Annotated in this window: 11 protein-coding genes; 8 read left to right on the top strand and 3 right to left on the bottom strand. The window is 61.5% G+C overall.

Annotated features, from left to right (window positions below):
• Positions 1-93: 93 nt before the first annotated feature.
• Entirely contained in the window at positions 94-975 is an 882-nt protein-coding gene (locus tag DSM100238_RS00190) for a PfkB family carbohydrate kinase (protein ID WP_152354753.1), read from the bottom strand.
• A gap of 364 nt (positions 976-1339) precedes the next feature.
• On the opposite strand from DSM100238_RS00190, the gene DSM100238_RS00185 reads away from it, so the two are divergent.
• The 7 genes from DSM100238_RS00185 to DSM100238_RS00155 all read left to right on the top strand — a co-directional run bounded on the left by DSM100238_RS00185 (position 1340) and on the right by DSM100238_RS00155 (position 11561).
• Positions 1340-2656, top strand: coding sequence for an O-acetylhomoserine aminocarboxypropyltransferase/cysteine synthase family protein (locus DSM100238_RS00185; RefSeq protein WP_152354752.1), 1317 nt, complete (start codon positions 1340-1342; stop codon positions 2654-2656).
• Positions 2657-3019: 363 nt separating this feature from the next.
• The gene (locus tag DSM100238_RS00180) at positions 3020-4666 is read left to right on the top strand and encodes a peptide ABC transporter substrate-binding protein (RefSeq protein ID WP_152354751.1); all 1647 of its coding nucleotides are present in this window, start codon (positions 3020-3022) and stop codon (positions 4664-4666) included.
• 129 nt (positions 4667-4795) lie between these two features.
• Positions 4796-5437: an ECF transporter S component gene (locus DSM100238_RS00175; RefSeq protein WP_240812250.1), complete on the top strand. Its 642-nt coding sequence runs from the start codon at positions 4796-4798 to the stop codon at positions 5435-5437.
• A gap of 31 nt (positions 5438-5468) precedes the next feature.
• Positions 5469-7025: an ABC transporter ATP-binding protein gene (locus DSM100238_RS00170; protein WP_152354750.1), complete on the top strand. Its 1557-nt coding sequence runs from the start codon at positions 5469-5471 to the stop codon at positions 7023-7025.
• Positions 7025-7834 carry an energy-coupling factor transporter transmembrane component T family protein gene (locus DSM100238_RS00165; protein WP_152354749.1) on the top strand — a complete coding sequence of 270 codons (810 nt, stop codon included), beginning with the start codon at positions 7025-7027 and terminating at the stop codon, positions 7832-7834. The genes DSM100238_RS00170 and DSM100238_RS00165 overlap by 1 nt, the downstream gene beginning before the upstream one ends.
• Positions 7835-8097: 263 nt before the next feature.
• On the top strand, positions 8098-8910 hold the full coding sequence (locus DSM100238_RS00160) for an ABC transporter ATP-binding protein (protein WP_152354748.1): 813 nt from the start codon (positions 8098-8100) through the stop codon (positions 8908-8910).
• A 32-nt stretch (positions 8911-8942) separates the two neighbouring features.
• The gene (locus DSM100238_RS00155) at positions 8943-11561 is read left to right on the top strand and encodes an ABC transporter permease (RefSeq protein ID WP_152354747.1); all 2619 of its coding nucleotides are present in this window, start codon (positions 8943-8945) and stop codon (positions 11559-11561) included.
• A 106-nt stretch (positions 11562-11667) separates the two neighbouring features.
• Here DSM100238_RS00155 and DSM100238_RS00150 read toward each other — a convergent pair whose 3' ends face one another.
• Positions 11668-12405, bottom strand: coding sequence for a response regulator (locus tag DSM100238_RS00150; protein WP_152354746.1), 738 nt, complete (start codon positions 12403-12405; stop codon positions 11668-11670).
• A gap of 275 nt (positions 12406-12680) precedes the next feature.
• Here DSM100238_RS00150 and DSM100238_RS00145 point away from each other — a divergent pair, with 275 nt between their 5' ends.
• Positions 12681-14891 carry a DUF2207 domain-containing protein gene (locus DSM100238_RS00145; RefSeq protein ID WP_152354745.1) on the top strand — a complete coding sequence of 737 codons (2211 nt, stop codon included), beginning with the start codon at positions 12681-12683 and terminating at the stop codon, positions 14889-14891.
• Here the strand turns inward: DSM100238_RS00145 and DSM100238_RS00140 are convergent.
• Complete coding sequence (locus tag DSM100238_RS00140; protein WP_167510944.1) at positions 14829-17447, bottom strand: sensor histidine kinase; 2619 nt, start codon at positions 17445-17447, stop codon at positions 14829-14831. The two genes, DSM100238_RS00145 and DSM100238_RS00140, sit on opposite strands and share 63 nt — an antisense overlap.
• Between the last annotated feature and the right edge of the window lies 1 nt (position 17448).

Raw genomic sequence — 17448 nt, 5'->3', positions numbered from 1 at the left:
TGCCGTACCATCGCAACGCCAGCATGACGAGCACATGTGGTCAAAAGATGAACGGGAGCGGTTAAGCTCCCGTCGTAAGCCGCAGACAGACTATCAGCGACGAACCAGCCCGGTCAGATCGCCCAAATCAAGCTCGAAATTCACGCCACGCTCCTCATGATGAGGCTGATCGGCGGTGTGAATCATCGCATGGCGGACGAATTCGCCGGCGATCCTTGCGGACTCGGCCAAACCCAGCCCCGCCATAATCGCCCCGCACAAGGCGGAAGCATAAGCGTCCCCGGTGCCGTGCGTCATATACGGCAACTTGTCGTGCACCAACTCCTGCTTGCCCGCCGCACCGGTGGAGGCGCTTGCCACATAGTTGCGCAGCGTGCCATCACCGCGATCGATGCCCTTGAGCACGACATTCTTGGCTCCCAACGCGAGCAGGGCGTCCAACATGTCGTCGACCTGCTTGTCGTCAAGATTCTGCCCCGGATAGTCCCGTCCGGTCAGGATGCTCGCCTCGGTCAGATTCGGCATGAGCACGTCGGCGCCGTCGACCAGTTCGCCCATGGCACGGCACAGCTGCTCCGTATACGTCGGATACATCTCGCCGCCGTCGCCCATCACAGGATCGACCAAACGCAACGCATGCGGGTATTCCCGATACAGGCGTTTGATGATCGCAACCTGATCGGCGGAACCCAGAAAACCGCTGTACACGCCATCAAGATCGACATGCTCCTGCTGCCAGGCATCCAGATAGTCATTGAGGATCTCAGTCGTGTCATGCATGGTGAACACCCGGTACCTGGTGTGCGCGGAGAACAAGGCGGTCGGTACCGGGCACACATCGCATCCAGCTGCGGAAAGAATCGGAATCGCCGCCGTCAGCGAGCATTTGCCGTATCCGCACATGTCATGCACCGCGGCAATACGGGGAATGTACTTGGGGTCGCGCTGATAGAGCGTGACATCTTGATTCGTCATATCGTGGGTCATGGGAAGCCTTTCTGCGCGCCGGCATCGCGGTCGCGTCGCCAATGACTGTAGTATGTCGCCTTGGACTTCTCGGTCCTCGGCTCGCCGCGGCGCCGCCCGCCCATGTCATACGCGGATCGTCATGTCGGCGTGTCGCGTGCCTCGCGACAAGATTTTTTGATTCAGCCGAGACCGTCAAACCCTGAGGTGGCAAGGCACATTAAACGGTTATAGCTAAGCACGATAACGGCGAGGTTGCAGGGCTTGCGCGGGTGACTTAATCTCTCAATCAACACCTCACCGAGCGGCTGCAAAGCCAAGACGGCGAGAGCAAGACGGAAACCAACCACACACCAAACCAAGGAGCGCCACCATGGCAGAAAAGAACAACCACTACCGTTTTGAGACCCTGCAGTTGCATGTCGGTCAGGAGCAGGCGGATCCCGCGACCGATTCCCGCGCGGTCCCGATCTACGCCACCACGAGCTACGTCTTCCATGACTTCGACCACGCCGAGGCTCGCTTCGGCCTCCAGGACCCGGGCAACATCTACGGCCGCTTGACCAACACGACCGAGGGCGTGTTCGAGGACCGCATCGCCGCCCTTGAAGGCGGCACCGCAGGCCTCGCGGTCGCATCGGGCGCAGCAGCCGTCGAATACGCGGTGCGTAACATCACCCAGACCGGCGACCACATCGTCGCTTCCAAGCACATCTACGGCGGCACCTTCAACCTGCTGCGCCACACCCTTCCTCGCGACGGCGTGAACACGACCTTCGTCGAGCCGTCCGACCCGAAGAACTTCGAAGACGCCATCCAGGACAACACGAAGCTGCTGTACATCGAGACCTTCGGCAACCCGAACGCCGACTTGGCAGACATCGAGGCCGTCGCCGAAATCGCCCACAAGCACAACCTGCCGCTGTTCGTTGACAACACCTTCGCCACCCCGTACCTGTTCCGCCCGCTGGAGCACGGCGCGGATGTCGTAATCGAATCCGCCACCAAGTTCATCGGCGGCCACGGCACCACCCTCGGCGGTGTGATCGTGGAAGGCGGCAAGTTCGACTGGGCCGCGGTGCCGGGCAAGTTCCCGACCCTGACCGAGCCGGATCCGTCCTACCACAACCTCAACTTCTATGAGGCCCTCGGCCCCGTGGCATTCGTCACCCGTGCACGCGCCATCCTGCTGCGCGACACCGGCGCCACGCTGTCCCCGTTCGCAGCCTTCCTGCTGCTGCAGGGTACCGAGACGCTCTCCCTGCGCGTTGAGCGCCACGTGCAGAACGCCCTCAAGGTCGTCGAATACCTGCAGACCGTGCCGGAAGTCGAGTCCGTCAGCCACCCGGCCGTCCCGGGACGTGCGGACCACGACCTGTACGCCAAGTACTTCCCGAACGGCGGCGGCTCCATCTTCACCTTCGACATCAAGGGCGGCAAGGACGCGGCACGCGTGTTCATCAACAACCTGCACCTGTTCTCGCTGCTGGCGAACGTCGGTGACGCCAAGTCCCTCGTCGTGCACCCGGCTTCCACCACGCACTCCCAGGAGTCCCCGGAGGAGCTGGAGGACCAGGGCATCCACCAGGGCACGATTCGCCTGTCCATCGGCCTGGAGAACATCGATGACATCATCGAGGATCTCGAGGGTGGCTTCAAGGCACTTCGTGAGTCCGGTTTGGCCAAGTAACGCCCAATAAGTACACGGGGTTGCAAGCATAGCCTTATGCGATTGGTTGCGCGGGCGCGGCGAGGTGATCGTCGCGCCCGCGTTCTGTCGTGATGCGTTGTTCGAGAGGTGATTGACTAGGCTTGACCGCTGTGGCGTTGTTTCGCGATGTCGTTTCGTGGCGTTGTGCGAGACACCGCGATCGGCGAGGACCATCCGCGGATTGCGTTGTGAGCACAAATGTCCTTGACACTATGGAATGTTGACCATGGACTGCGCATGCCGCCGTACGCACGCCATACCCATTCGTATGACGCATCTGCGTGACCGGTCCGCGGCAACCGCACTGCATGACCATATCGAATGAGAGAGAAAGAGCCGACCATGAAGAACAGTCGCCGTACCTTCCTGAGACGCGCCGCCGTGGCGGTGCTCGCCGCATCCTCACTGCTGCTGGCCGGCTGCTCGAACGCAACGTCGGGGCAGTCCGCGTCAACAAGCGACAAGGCGGTCGTCACCGTCAATAATGTAGAGCCGGCGGCAGGACTCATTCCAAGCAATACCGACGACCTTGCCGGATGGAAGGTAGTCACGCAACTGTATGAAGGCCTCGTCACCTTCGACGCCTCTGGCAAACTCGTATACGCGGACGCCACATCCATCACACCGAACGCTGATGCGTCGAAGTACACCATCAAACTGCGTTCAGGGCTTGTGTTCTCCGACGGGGAGAAGATCACCGCTTCCACCTACGCGAAATCATGGTCCTTCGCCGCCAACGCGGCCAACGGGCAGCTCGGCGCGGCGATTTTCTCCACCATCAAGGGCTACGACGCGCTGCAAGACGAACACGGCGACAAGAACGCCCAATTGTCCGGTCTCAAGGTGATTGACGACACCACGCTCGAAGTCACACTCGCGGCCCCAGACTCCTCCTTCCCGTACAAGGTCGGCGACGTGGCGTTCCTGCCTTTGCCGAACAGCGCCTACAAGGACATCGACGCATTCGGTGAGCACCCGGTCGGCAACGGACCGTACAAACTCGCATCCTGGTCGCATGACAAAGAGATCAACCTCGTCCCCAACCCCACGTACACCGGGCCGCGCACAGCGAAGAACGGGGGAGTGACCTACGAACTGTACACCAGCCTTGACGCCGCATACTCCGACCTGTTGGCAGGCAACCTCGACGTGCTGGATTCCATTCCCTCAAGTGCGTTGAAGACCTATAAACAAGAACAGCTGCAGACCGTGAGCAAAGCTGGCCCCGGCTTCAAATCCTTCACCATCCCGCAGAGCATGGCGCATTTCTCCGGCAAAGAAGGCAAACTTCGCCGCGCCGCGATCGCGCACGCCGTCGACCGTGAGGCGATCATCAAGAAAGTCCTGTACGGCACCGCGACCCGAGCCACCGACTTCACCGCGCCGACCATCGCCGGATACAGCAAGATCCTCGCCGGCGCTTCCGTACTCGACTATGATGCGTCGCAAGCCAAGAAACTCTGGAAGCAGGCGGATGACATCAACCCTTGGAAGGGGACATTCCGACTCGCCTACAGTACGGACAGCGGCAACAAGCCATGGATCGACGCGATCTGCAATTCCATCACGAACGCGCTCGGCATCGATGCGCAACCGTTGATTTTCTCGACATCCAAGGAATTGAGCACGGCGATCCACAACAGGACGGTCGGTGCCGCGTTCATCCAAGGCCTGCAATCTGATTATCCGCACCCCGAAGGGTACTTGGTGCAGGCGTATGACTCCGCGTCGGCGGACGGCAAGGGCCTGAACAACGGCGACTACAAGAGCGCCGCATTCGACGCCCTCATCGACCAGGCGGCTCGCCAGACCACGCTCAACGGGGCGATCGGCTATTACCACAAGGCCGAGGAGCTGCTGTTCGAAGACCTGCCGGTAATCCCACTGTGGTATACGAATGTGACGGCCGCCGCCGGCAAGCAAGTCGGCTCGCTCTCCTTCAACTACATGGGTTTGCCCGACTATTACCGGCTGACAGTGAAAAGCTGAGCGCGACGGACGGAATCGGACGCGATATGGACGCGGATACCGATATCGCTGCCGTCATACGTAAGATATGGGTCTGACGTGCCTCCATCAGGGCGCGCCGGACACAGATTTTCGAGAGAGAAGAAGCATATGGCTGCACAAACCAAAGGCAAGTTCCAAGCAAGTGTGATTCCGCTCATCGCCATCATGACCGCGCTGACCACGGTGTTGACCATGCTCGTGAAGCTGCCGACACCCACACGCGGATACCTCAACTTGTCCGATGCGATGATTTTCTTCTCCGCATACGCGTTCGGCCCGTGGGTCGGCGGTGTCATCGGCGGACTCGGCCCGGCATTGTCCGACTTGCTGTCCGGCTATCCGCAGTGGGCGGCCTTCACCTTCGTCATCGACGGGCTGCAAGCCGTGCTGGTCGGCCTGCTCGTGCGCAAGTTCCGTCCCGCCAATATGATCGCGGGATCAATCGTCGCCGGCGTGTGGAAAGTGTTCGGCTATTTCATCGCCGGAGGCATCCTGTCCGGCTGGGGCCCGGCACTAGGAGAAGTCGCCGGCAACGCCGGACAGATGGTAGTTGGCCTGGTCATCGCATACGCACTGTTCGCCGCCGTCCGCAAGGCTTATCCGCCGCTCGTGCGCATGGGCAATCTGGGCGTCCAGCACACAGGCGCGATCACGCAAGACGATACTTCTACTACGCCAGGCACCGGCACCGAGACTCCGGAACGGTCCTCTGCATCAGAGGCCGAGAACCCGGCACCCCGCACCCGCTGACCGCCAATCGTAACCTCCCATCAACAAGCATATGAGCGACGCCCCGATTATCACGGCGAATCACCTCAGCTGGTGGTACACGCCGCAAACCGACGACGGTGAACCGGTCAAAGCCTTGAGCGACTTGGATTTTTCGATTCGTCCGGGATCATTCACCGGCATCATCGGCCCGACCGGGGCGGGCAAATCCACGCTGTGCATGGCACTCGCCGGGATCATCCCGAACCCGGACGACGGCACGATGCGCGGCACGATGACCGTCGCCGGCCATAACACCGCCGAATGCAGCGTCGCCGAATTGTCCAATGACGTCGGATACGTCCAGCAAGACCCGGAATCCCAGTTGTTCTGCTCCAGCGTGGAAGATGAAATCGCCTTCCCGATGGAAAGCCGCGGCATCGATCCCGACCTTATGGACCAGCGGATCGACGCAGTGCTGCATATGGTCGGCATGGACGGGTATCGCCGTCGCGTCCCGACAAGCTTGTCAGGCGGGCAGATGCAACGGGTGGCGATTGCCGCAGCCTTGGCGTGCCATCCGCGCATTCTGGTGCTTGACGAACCGACGGCGGCACTCGACCCCGAGGGCAGACGCGAAGTATTCCGCGCACTGGAGAAGATTCGCGAGAACCGGGAACTGACCGTCGTCATGGCCGAGCAAGACACGGACGGACTCGCACGGTACGCCGATCACATCATGGTACTGGATCACGGCGGCATCGTCGGACAGGGTGATGCCACGCTGTTCTCGACACACCGGGACATGCTGATCGAGCTGGGGGTCGCACTGCCGGGGCGCGATCCGGGCCCGCCTGCGATTGTCACGGACAATGAGAACCATGATGACCAGCGGGCGCAGAGCAATGTCGAACAGCGCCCGCCGGCGATTCGTTTCGACCATGTCACCTACCGGTATCCCGAAGGAGGCAACGGTACTGCCGCCCTCGACGATGTCAGCCTTGCCGTCGGCCAAGGCGCATTCGTCGGCCTGATTGGGCGCAACGGGTCAGGCAAAACCACCCTCGCCCGTCATCTCAACGGCATGCTGCATCCTACCGCCGGCGAGGTCACCGTTGACGGCTTGCATGTCCGCGGCCGTCGTGTCGGCGAAATGGCCCGTCATGTGGGATACGCGTTTCAGAACCCCGACCATCAGATCTTCTGCGCCACCACGCGTGAGGAAATATCGTTCGGCCCGTTGTGCCTTGGCGTGCCGCGTGAGGAAATCAGCCGTCGTGTGGAGCGGTTGCTTCGCAGATTCCGCCTCGAGGAGGTCGCCGACCGGTCGCCGGCCACGCTCGGTTACGGGCAGCGTCGGCTGGTCGCCTTCGCGTCGGTTTTGGCGATGGAGACTCCGATTCTCGTGCTTGACGAGCCGACCGCCGGGCTGGATCGTCGTCTGTCGGGGATGATCCTCGACGCTGCCTTGGAACGCAACAGGGACGGGGCTACCATGATGATGATCAGTCACGATATGCGCGCTGTGCGCACATACTGCACGTATTTGATTGAACTCGAGGACGGACACGTGCATGCCGCCGGGCCGGTCGCCACGCCACGGGAACCGGAACACGGGGAGGAACGCTGATGGACGCCGACCTGTATGTTCCCGGTGATGGCTGGTTGCACCGCGTCGATCCGCGTGTCAAATTCCTCATTTCGCTTGTCCTGCTCGTCCTGTGCCTGGTGTGGCGTACCTGGCCGCTGATGCTTGGCGCGTTGGTGCTGGAGCATATCCTGTTGCTCACCGACCGCATCCCATGGCGCAGTATTGCATGGGTGTGGAAAATCCTCGCCGTCATCATCGCGTTCATCGTCATCCTGTGGCCGATATTCGACCGTTCGGGCGCTCATGTGCTGGTTGACTGGGGTTGGTTGCGGCTGACACGGGAGAATCTGCTGATGGCGGTGGTCATGGGACTGCGTATTCCGGCGCTCGGCTTCGCGTGTTTCCTCACGCTGTTCACCACCAGCCAGGCGCGACTGATCCGCGGTGCGGTCGCGCTCGGCTTGCCGTATCAAGCCGGGTTGACGCTGGCGACGGCATTGCGGTACATTCCGGTATTCGCCCATATCGTCACCTCGGTGCGGGACGCTCAGCGCGCTCGCGGTCTTGATCTGTCCGGCGAGGGGGCTCGGGCGCGTGGCATCCGCAACCCGTGTACGCTGCTGTTGGCCCGTGCGCGCGCGTGGATTCCCGTCATTGTCGCCGTACTGATTCGCGCCTACCGAATGAGCCGGAGCGTCGGCTGGGCTATGGAGTCACGCGGTTTGGGGTTGCCCGGTGTCAAGCGTTCCTACCGTGTGCGCCTGTCGATGCGGCCCATTGACTGGGCGATCGCAGCGGTGACGATCGTCTGCACCGTTGTCGCGCTGGTCGCCATGGCCATGCTGTGAGGCGTGCGAGCACCGAATCTGTCATCGGTGGTCGGCTCCGCGTTGTTCCCCGGTCCGTCATGTCCCCGCCCGGTTTTGCCCCTATGCTGTATCCGGCGTGTCGTCTGCGCATTCAGGGATTCCACCTATGGAGTCATTCTTGGGGATGATGTCGGGTCCGATGGATTTTCCGTCTCGCGCATGATGGGTTTTCCGTTCACCATTCGATAGATTAAGGGTATACGTCCAGGAAAGGTCCGGACGAACGAGCGGAGGGAAGATCCATGACAACCCCGAATCCCATTGCCGTCGAAGCTGTCGACTTGGTGAAAATCTACGGCACAGGCGAAAACGCGGTCCAGGCGCTGCGTCACGTGAATGTCGCGTTCGAACGAGGGAAGTTCACCGCGATCATGGGGCCGTCCGGCTCCGGCAAATCCACGCTGATGCACACTCTTGCAGGCCTTGATTCAGCGACCGGCGGCCGCATTCTGCTCGACGGCGCCGATATCACAACGATGAACGACAAGCAGCTGACGTTGCTGCGCCGGCACAAGATCGGCTTCATTTTCCAGAGCTTCAACCTGTTGCCGATGTTCACCGCCGAGCAGAATATCTTGATGCCACTGACTCTTGCCGGCGAGAAGCCCGATCGCCAATGGTTCGACATGCTGGTCGATACACTCGGGTTGCGTGAGCGCCTGGGACACCGCCCGAACGAACTGTCGGGCGGCCAGCAGCAGCGTGTCGCCATTGCCCGCGCGCTGATCGGCAAACCATCCGTCATTTTCGCCGACGAGCCGACCGGCAACCTCGATTCCGTCTCCAGCGCCGAAGTCCTGAGTTTCTTGAAACGTTCGGTCAAAGAACTCGGCCAGACCATCATCATGGTCACGCATGATGCCGTTGCCGCCTCCTACGCCGACCGCGCCATCGTCTTCGCTGACGGCCAGATCGTTGCGGATGTCGAGCATCCCAGCGCCGACCAGATGAGTGAACTGCTCATGCAGGAGCGCCGCCGCGCCACGCTCAATCTGTCCGAAGGCGTGCCGCAGCCGCCTGCCCCCGCCATGCCGGATGCCGGCATCCAACGCTGAATGACAGATACGAGACAAGCAAGGACATTCCCATGTGGTCGATAACGATCAAAATGATGAAAAAGAACATGAAGATGCTGATTCCTGCTGGAATCGCCATCATGATCGGCACGGCGTTCATCGCCTGCACCTTCCTGTTCGGCAACACGCTCAACGACACCCTGCGCACCCAGCTGACCGCCCAGTATGCGCAAGCGAATTACATCATCCAAAGCACGTCGACGTTGAGCGGATCAGGCTCGGTACCACCCACCATCGGTGAGGTGAACACCAAGCAGATCACCTCCACCGACGGTGTGAAATCCACGTACATCCAGCAGAGCATTCCGGTCAACGCGTCAACGGGGGACAACAGCGCCACGCTGCTCGCCATCAACGCGTCGAGCGATGATCGCCTGCTGCCGGTCACCATGGTCAAAGGCCATCAGCCGACAGGGGACAAGCAAATCGCGCTGCCGGTCAAACTCGCCGACCAGCTTTCGGTGAATATCGGCGACAAGGTGACGCTCGCCGCGAACTACGGTTCCGGCATGAGCGGCAGCGATTCCGTTGAATTGACGGTCAGCGGCTTCACCGAAGACACCAATGGCGCATTCGGCGCCTATGGCGGTGCCGCCGTAATCAGCGTGCACACCCTCGCGAATCTTCAGGGAACGGACAGCGAATCCGACCTGATGTTCACCGGCATGACCCTGGATATCGACGAAGCCAAAGCCAATACCGCCGTCGCATCGATCAAGAAGGAACTGCCGAACGGTTACAGCATCGAAACCCGGCAGAAAGCGGGGGATGAGGCGCTCAAGGCGCTCAGCCAGTCCGGCACCAACGCCGTCACGGTGTTCCTCATGTGCTTCGGCATCCTCGCGATGTTCGTTGCGGCACTCGTCATCGCCAACACCTTCCAAGTGCTGATCGCCCAACGCCGCCGCACCCTGGCGTTGCTGCGCACGATCGGCGCGCAAAAAGGCCAGTTGTACCGCTCTGTCATCGGCGAAGCAGGTATTCTCGGTGTGATTGCTTCGGTGCTGGGCATCGCATTCGGCTCCGCGATCATGGCGATCGTCGTCCACAGCCACGCGCTCAAGAGCCTGGGCATGACCGGCGGACTGGTGTTCACCTGGCAGGTCTTTGTGATTCCGCTCGCGTTCGGTGTCGTCATGACCGTGCTCGCCTCGATCGGGTCTGCGCGTTCCGCGACGCGAGTCACCCCATTGGAGGCATTGCGACCCATCGATATCAGTGACAACAAGCGTGCCGGCATCGCCCGGGGCATCATCGGCTTCCTGCTGATCGCCCTCGGTGCAGCGTTAACCGTCGGCGCGGTGATGACGCTCCGCTCGTCCATGTCCTCCTCGAATCTGAGCGACGATTATCCGACGATGCTGCTGTCCGCCATCGCAGGCTGCGCCCTGATCTTTATCGGCCTGGTGGTCACCGCGGCCTTCTGGATGCCGCTGCTCATGCGTCTCGGCGGTGCCTTCGCCGCACTGTTCGGTCCTGCCGCGAAAATCGCGCATGCCAATATCCAGAAGAACCCGAGGCGTGTCGCATCCACTGGTGTCGCCCTGCTGATCGGCGTGACACTCGTCTCATGCATCGGGACGGGTGCCGCATGCGCCAAACAGACGATGAACAACACGCTCGACACGCACTACAGCGTCGATATGATCGCCAAGGGCAGCACGCTGAGCCAGTCCGTCGCCGACAAGATCGGCAAGATTGACGGCGTGACGACGACACTGTACGCGCCCATCGCCCGGGGCAGCGTCACCATCGACGGTGAAGAGCGCAGCGCCACCCTGATCGGTGTGCCCGACACCGCCACGCTGTCCAAGGTGCTGCACGCGAATCTCACCGGGGTCAGCCTTGACGAAGGCAAGGCCTTGGCTCCCACGTACTCGTCGTTCACCGGCAAGGTTCTCTCGTTCAAGAACGGTGAAGTGAGCTTCAGCGCTTCCAACGATGACGGCGACAGCGCGTCCGATGCCGCCACGCTGACCTACGCCGTCACCCAGAGGGATTACCGCAATGTCGACCCGGATGTCATCGTCACCTTGTTCGTCAACGAATCCTATTTCCAGAACAAGCAAGTGCAGGCGGACGGGCATATCATCCTCGCCGCGGTCGACACGTCGAAAGCTTCCGCCGTGGACATCCTCACCAACGCGCAGACCGCCATCGGCACAAGCGCAGGTGCCTCATTGTCCGGCCCTATCGCCGAACGTGTCCAGTGGAACCAGATCGTCGACACGATGCTCACGCTTCTGGTCGCGCTGCTTGCAGTCGCCGTGCTTATCGCACTGATCGGCGTGGCCAACACGTTGAGCCTGTCGGTTATCGAACGCACCCGCGAATCCGCAACCTTGCGAGCCATCGGTATGACTCGCGGCCAGCTGCGATGGTCGCTGGCCGTCGAATCGCTGGTCATCTCGCTGGTCGCCGGCATCGCGGGCGAGATTCTGGGCATCGCCTTCGGCTGGGTCGGCTCCTACATGGTGCTCAGCCCCTACGGCAAGGTCGCGTTCATCAGCGAATGGAAACTCGATCTGATCGTGCTGGTCGTCGCCGCTGCGGCAGCCCTGCTCGCCAGCGTCTTCCCGGCACGGCGCGCGGTCAAGACGCCGCCGGTTGAAGCGCTCGCTGAAGCCTGATCTGGACGGTGCCTGACCGGTCGGTACGGCCGGCGCATGATGGGGCCCGCCATTGCATTGAGCAGTGACGGGCCCTAGGTTGTATCAAGTGGTTTGGCGTGCCCTCCTAGGGGCGGACCAGTCGGTTCTCGTAGGCGAACACGACGGCCTGCACCCGGTCGCGGGCGTTGATTTTCGCCAGAATATGCGCGACATGCGTTTTCACGGTCGGCAGGCTGATGAACAACTTATCGGCGATTTCCTGGTTGCTCAATCCGTGCGCGATTTCGATGAGCACCTCGCGTTCACGTTCGGTCAATTCGGCGAGTTCCGGATCGGTGTACTGCGTTCCGGTGCCGTCGGAAACCTCGGGTTGCTCGGTGGGGGCGAGCTTGCCTTCGACCATATTCTCGATAAGCCGCTTGGTTGCGGACGGGGCGATGATCGCGTTGCCCTGATACACGGTACGGATGGAGGCCAGCAGCGTTTCCGGCTCAGTGTCCTTGAGCAGGAAGCCCGATGCGCCCGCATTGATGGCGGACATCACATATTCGTCCAGATCGAAAGTGGTGAGGATGATGACACGGGTGACATGCCCGGTACCGTCGTCATCAGTTCGGGGTGAACTGGATTCCATACCGGTGATGCGCCGGGTCGCCTCAATCCCGTCCATGCCGGGCATGCGTACGTCCATGAGCACGACATCAGGATGCAGCTTTTGCACGAGCTCGACAGCCCGGTCGCCGTCGCCGGCCTGTCCGACCACCTCCATGTCCGCTTGGGAGCCGATAACCATGGCGAACCCGACGCGCACGAGCTCCTGGTCGTCCGCGATGATTACACGGATATGCTGCTGTTGATTCATGATCTCCACTGTATCCGGTGACGGGGTCGCTCGCCAGATGCAGTCCCATATCGTGCGCATATGCGTTCGCGGGACGGACATCGACGGCAGCGGCGAACCCCGATGTACTCGACTGTTGGAATACTGGTACTCATGAGAGGCCTGCCATGGCGGCTGTGTGCAGCGCCTTGATGACGGACTGCGCGGCCGGGCATAAGCCCCGACGGCGTTGCCCGATGCGGCGGGAGAAGTCGCTTGGAGAGAGCGCAAGGAGAGGCCACAAGGAGTGGTGAGCGGTGAAGTATACAGCCGGTGCATGGAAAAGGGCGGTCGGTATCGCGATCGCTGTGGTGCTCGCCTGCACATTCGTCATCGTCAGGACCTACGCCGAAATGCACCCTTCCGCGGACATGGCGTATCGGAGCGCCGACTATCAGGTGGAAGTCCAGCGCAACGGCGATCTGACAATCCGCGAGCATATCGATGTGACGCTGAAGAAACGAAACAAGCCTTGGCGGCAACTGTACCAGCAGTATCGTCTTGATCCTGACCAGCTCACCGCCATCACCGGGGTGAGCGTCAAGGACACCACGACCGGCAGGACCTACACCCAGGCCGACCCGATCGTGCCCAGCGGCCAGTCCACGCCACTGTGGGACTCCACGTATGCGGGACACTGGTACATCAAACGGGCCGGAATCGGTACGCAGACGTATGACCCGGAGCGTGACAAGCCGGACGCCTCGGGCGGCTATTCGGACCGATATCCCACCATCGAGATCGGATGGAATATCCCCGTGACCGAGAACGCGGACAGCATGGGTTTCGACATCACCATGACCTTCGAAGGGGTCTGCACCGCCTATGACGATGTCGCCACATTCCAGTGGGAGCCGATCGGCACCAGCAACAACGTCCCGATCGGCGAGGTGACCGGCACGGTGACTTTCCCCGAAGGCGTCACGGCGAAGAATTCAAGAGTATGGCTGCATTTCGAGGGTGCGGACTCGCAGATCACGCGTGACAAGGACGGCACGGTGCATTTCAGTGCGAAAAACGTGAAGTCCGGCATGTATCTCGACGTGGTTGCCATGGTCGATGCCGCCCAGATGAACGATGTCTCCCGCCATGAGCCAGGTGGTGAACACCGGGAGGGCCTGATCGTCTCGGAACAGGCCAAGGCGGACAGCTGGGCGCGATACCGTGACGCCCAACGCCGGGAACTCGTCATGCGTGTCTGCATTATCGCGACTATCGGCATCATCCTGTGCGTGGCCATGCTTGCCTGTCTGCGCGGCAACATGTGCAAGACGTCGTTCCCCAAGGACACCGCATACCGCCGCGAACCGCCTGACCTGACGCCGAACAATGCCGCACGGCTCAACGCGCTGATCGAGCATTGCACTTCTTCGCAAACGAATGCGCGTGCGCTGAGCGCCACCATGCTGTCGCTCGCCTCCAAGCATGCCATCAGGATCCTCCCTGGAGCCGCCGAATCGTATGATGGCATCGATGTGTCCGGAGCGGATCGCGCCGCCGTACTGTCGGGCGTCGGGCAGTCTCCGGCTGTCGAATACAGCGTGGACCGGTCCGGCGGACGTACGACCGTCGCCGTCAAACCCGATGACGTGACCATCGTCATCGAACCTGGCTGCGATGAGCCCGGCGGCCGCGCGGCGCTACGCCTGTGCGACAGCGAGGACGATCTGCTGGATTTCCTTGAAACAGTAGGGGAGCGCGGCAAGACCCGGGTATTCGACATGCGGCAGATGCGTTCCTTGATGAAGGATTGGGAACACGGCGCGGAAGAACAGCGGACCATGGTGGCGTTGCTTGAGGAGGAATTCTCGAAGCTGAACCTCACCGTGCCTGCAGGCCGGGGGAGCATCATCGTCAGTATCGCCGCGTTCATCTACTTGGTGGCCGGTTGCGCGTTGCTTGCGGACAACCTGTTCTTGCAGGCGGTGACGATTCTTCCGGTCGCGTTGTGCGTGGGTCTATGCATGGGCCTGATGCGGTTCTCCGGTTTGAATGAGCGTGGCAGCAAGCTGGCTTCACAGTTGGACGCTTTCAAGCGCTATCTCAATGATTTCAGCGATTTTACTGATCGTGGGACGCCCGATCTCGCATTGTGGGATAGCTACCTGGTGTATGCCGCGGCGCTCGGCCTGTCCGAACGGGTGATGGACCAACTTGTCCATGCGGTTCCCGAACTGGCCGACCCGCAATGGCTTGACGACCACGCGGACGGCACCTTGCTGTACTGGATGTACCGTCCGACGATGCTGCCCAGCGCCGTCATCGCCGGCATTGCAGCAGGCGGCGGGTCCGGTGTCGCGGCATTCGAGCCGTCGTCTTTCGCGGATTTGGGTGCGCAGCTCAATGACGGGTTCGTTGAGGTCCAGAGCGCGGTTGAGACTACGCTCAGCTCCTCAGGCTCTGGATCATCCGGCGGATTCGGCGGTGGCGGCGGTGGTGCCGGAGGCGGCAGTTTCGGCGGCAGATAGCGCATCGGATACGGCTCCCGGGGTAACCGGGGCGAGCGGGGCGATATCCTCCGAGCGATCGTGATTTTCATCGCTGAACCCGGTTTTGCGCAGCACGCCGAGCAGCTCACGCATCCGAGCCAACGCCTCACGGCCCTGTTCGCCGATCTGTTTGAACGCGTCGCGTACCGCATCAGCGTCAGGTTCGCTGCCTTCCCGCTCCGCCTGCTCGAACATCGCCAGACCGGCATCGGTGCGGGTGATGACGGATTGCAGTGTCTGCGTGACTTCGCTTTGGATATTCGCGCTGATCCGGTCGCGCTCCACGTTCGCGGCAAGTACCTGCTGACGGTGAGCCTCCTCGTTGATTGCCTGCTCCCTAGCTTGCAGGACCAGCGCATCATTGCCGCTTGTGCGCTTCCAGACGGCGGAGATGACGGCGATCAGACACATGAGCGCTACGGCGATGAACGAGGAAGCGGTTGCAACGACGGCGGAGTCGTCCGGACGTCGAAGCTGCGGCAGATGGGCAAGCATGGTCAGCAGGGAATCGTACCCCAGCGTTTCGGAGAGCACATTCATGGCGCACAGGCATGTCGCCACGCAGGCGGCGGCGATCGCATATCTGGTGGCCCGGTTGTCGCCGTAGAGGATCACGGCGGAGAGTACGGCGAGCGTGATGATGTTGACGAACAGGATACTTGGCATGACCAGAAGCTGAAGTACCGCGAATACGAAGGCGAATGCGGCGCTTGCCCGCGGAAAACGACGTCTGAACATCCAGGGCGTGATAACCAGCGCGGTGACGATCCACACGACGATCGGGTTGCCGGTATCCGCTTCGCGTCCGTTGATGACGAACGTGAGATCATTGCTGGAACCGATCATTGCGAACAACACGAACCACAGCGCGCCGGAGAGGATATCCGCTGCGAGATAGTGGCGTTCCCACCATACGGACATGCGTTCGACCGCGTTGGTGTCGACCGCTGACGCAGTCGGTGCCGGGCGGGCGCTGCCGAAGCATCTGTGCAGCAGGCCGTTCATGATTCGTACGGGTCGCATCGAAAGGGACAAGGGATGCTTGGTATCGCGCCGTCGCGGCATCGCCCCGTTCTCATCGGTGCTGTCATACGCCGGTGGCGTTGCAGGGGCGACTGTATCACTGTACTGTATATCAGTTGTCGGTGCGGGTGGTCGACTGGCGGTTGCCTGTGCCGGATGGGATATTTGCGCCCTGTGCGATATCGATGCGCTGGTGTCCGTAGCCGGCGGATTCGCCGGATACGCCGGCTGGGTGTCGATGCGGTGATCGGTGTCACGATACGGCACACTCGCCATGACTTCAAAACCGCCGCTGAGTCTTGGGCCAGCCTGGACACTGCCGCCGGCCATTGTGATTCGTTCCCGCATGCCTTGCAACCCGAAACCGGGTTTATGACCGTCCGCGGCGGCGCTGGCGCCCCGCCCGTCATCGGTGACGCGGACGGTCAGCCCGGTGCCGGACCACGTTTCCTCGATGTTCACGTGCACGTCGGGACCACCGTATTTGCGCACATTGGTCAACGCTTCCTGGACCATGCGGTACATCGCCGTGCTGGCGGTTTCACTCAGCCACGCAGGATGCGGTTGCCCTGCTTGCTGATACATGATATCCATCTCGGCGTCCCAGTGACGCGCCTCATCGATCAATGCACGGACATGCCGGTAATCGGCGTGGTCAGGCTGTCCGAACACACCCAGCAGATGCTGCATGTCCTGCATCGCGCGGTGCGACTCGTACTCGATCGTATGCATCGTATCCTTGGCGATCTGCGGGTTCGATGCCCCGGCATACCTGCCGCCATCGGATTGCACGATGATGATGGACAGGGTATGCGCGACGACATCATGCATATCTCGGGCGATCCGCGCGCGTTCCGCCAAAGCGGCGATTCGCCGGCGCTCTTCCTCGCCTGCCTGCAAAGCCGCGTTGCGTTCCTGTAGCATCGTAATGGTTACGTTCCGGGCACGCTGCCAGTAGGCGAGGAATATGACGGTGATGACAGAAAGGATGATCAGCATCAGTGCGCCCGCAAGCACCGACAGGAACTCCTGCGCACACTGATGAGGATCAGTGCCTTGGCACAAGATGACCGATTGCGCAGAACCAGGATCGCCGAACACCGGCCCGACGCTGCTTGACATCGCCAGTGCGAGCGAGGCGAGAATACCGAGAGCGAGGGCAAGACAAGCGAACAGGCGGCTGCGTTTCGGATTGCCGTACACGATGACGGCGTACAGCACGGTCAGGGCGAACAAGTCCGCGGGAACCAGAACCGGACCGATGATGAGCTGGCACGTGGCGATCGCGGTAATCGCCCATGCGCTCGGCTCCGGACGCCACCGTCGCGTAGCCGCAGGAACCAGTACGGCGATCTGCCATAGGGCGCGTACCGGTGGCGGGCAATAGAACAGCACACCGGGAGTGGAACCAGTGGAGACGGACGCGAACAGAAACAACACGGCCACCAGTACGGTCACGGTGGTGTCCACCGCCAGAACATGGTGCTTGGCCCATGAAGTCATCCGTGTCATC

This window comes from Bifidobacterium apri (assembly GCF_009299485.1).
GTDB lineage: Bacteria > Actinomycetota > Actinomycetes > Actinomycetales > Bifidobacteriaceae > Bifidobacterium > Bifidobacterium apri.
This window is presented reverse-complemented; position numbering and strand designations above follow the sequence as displayed.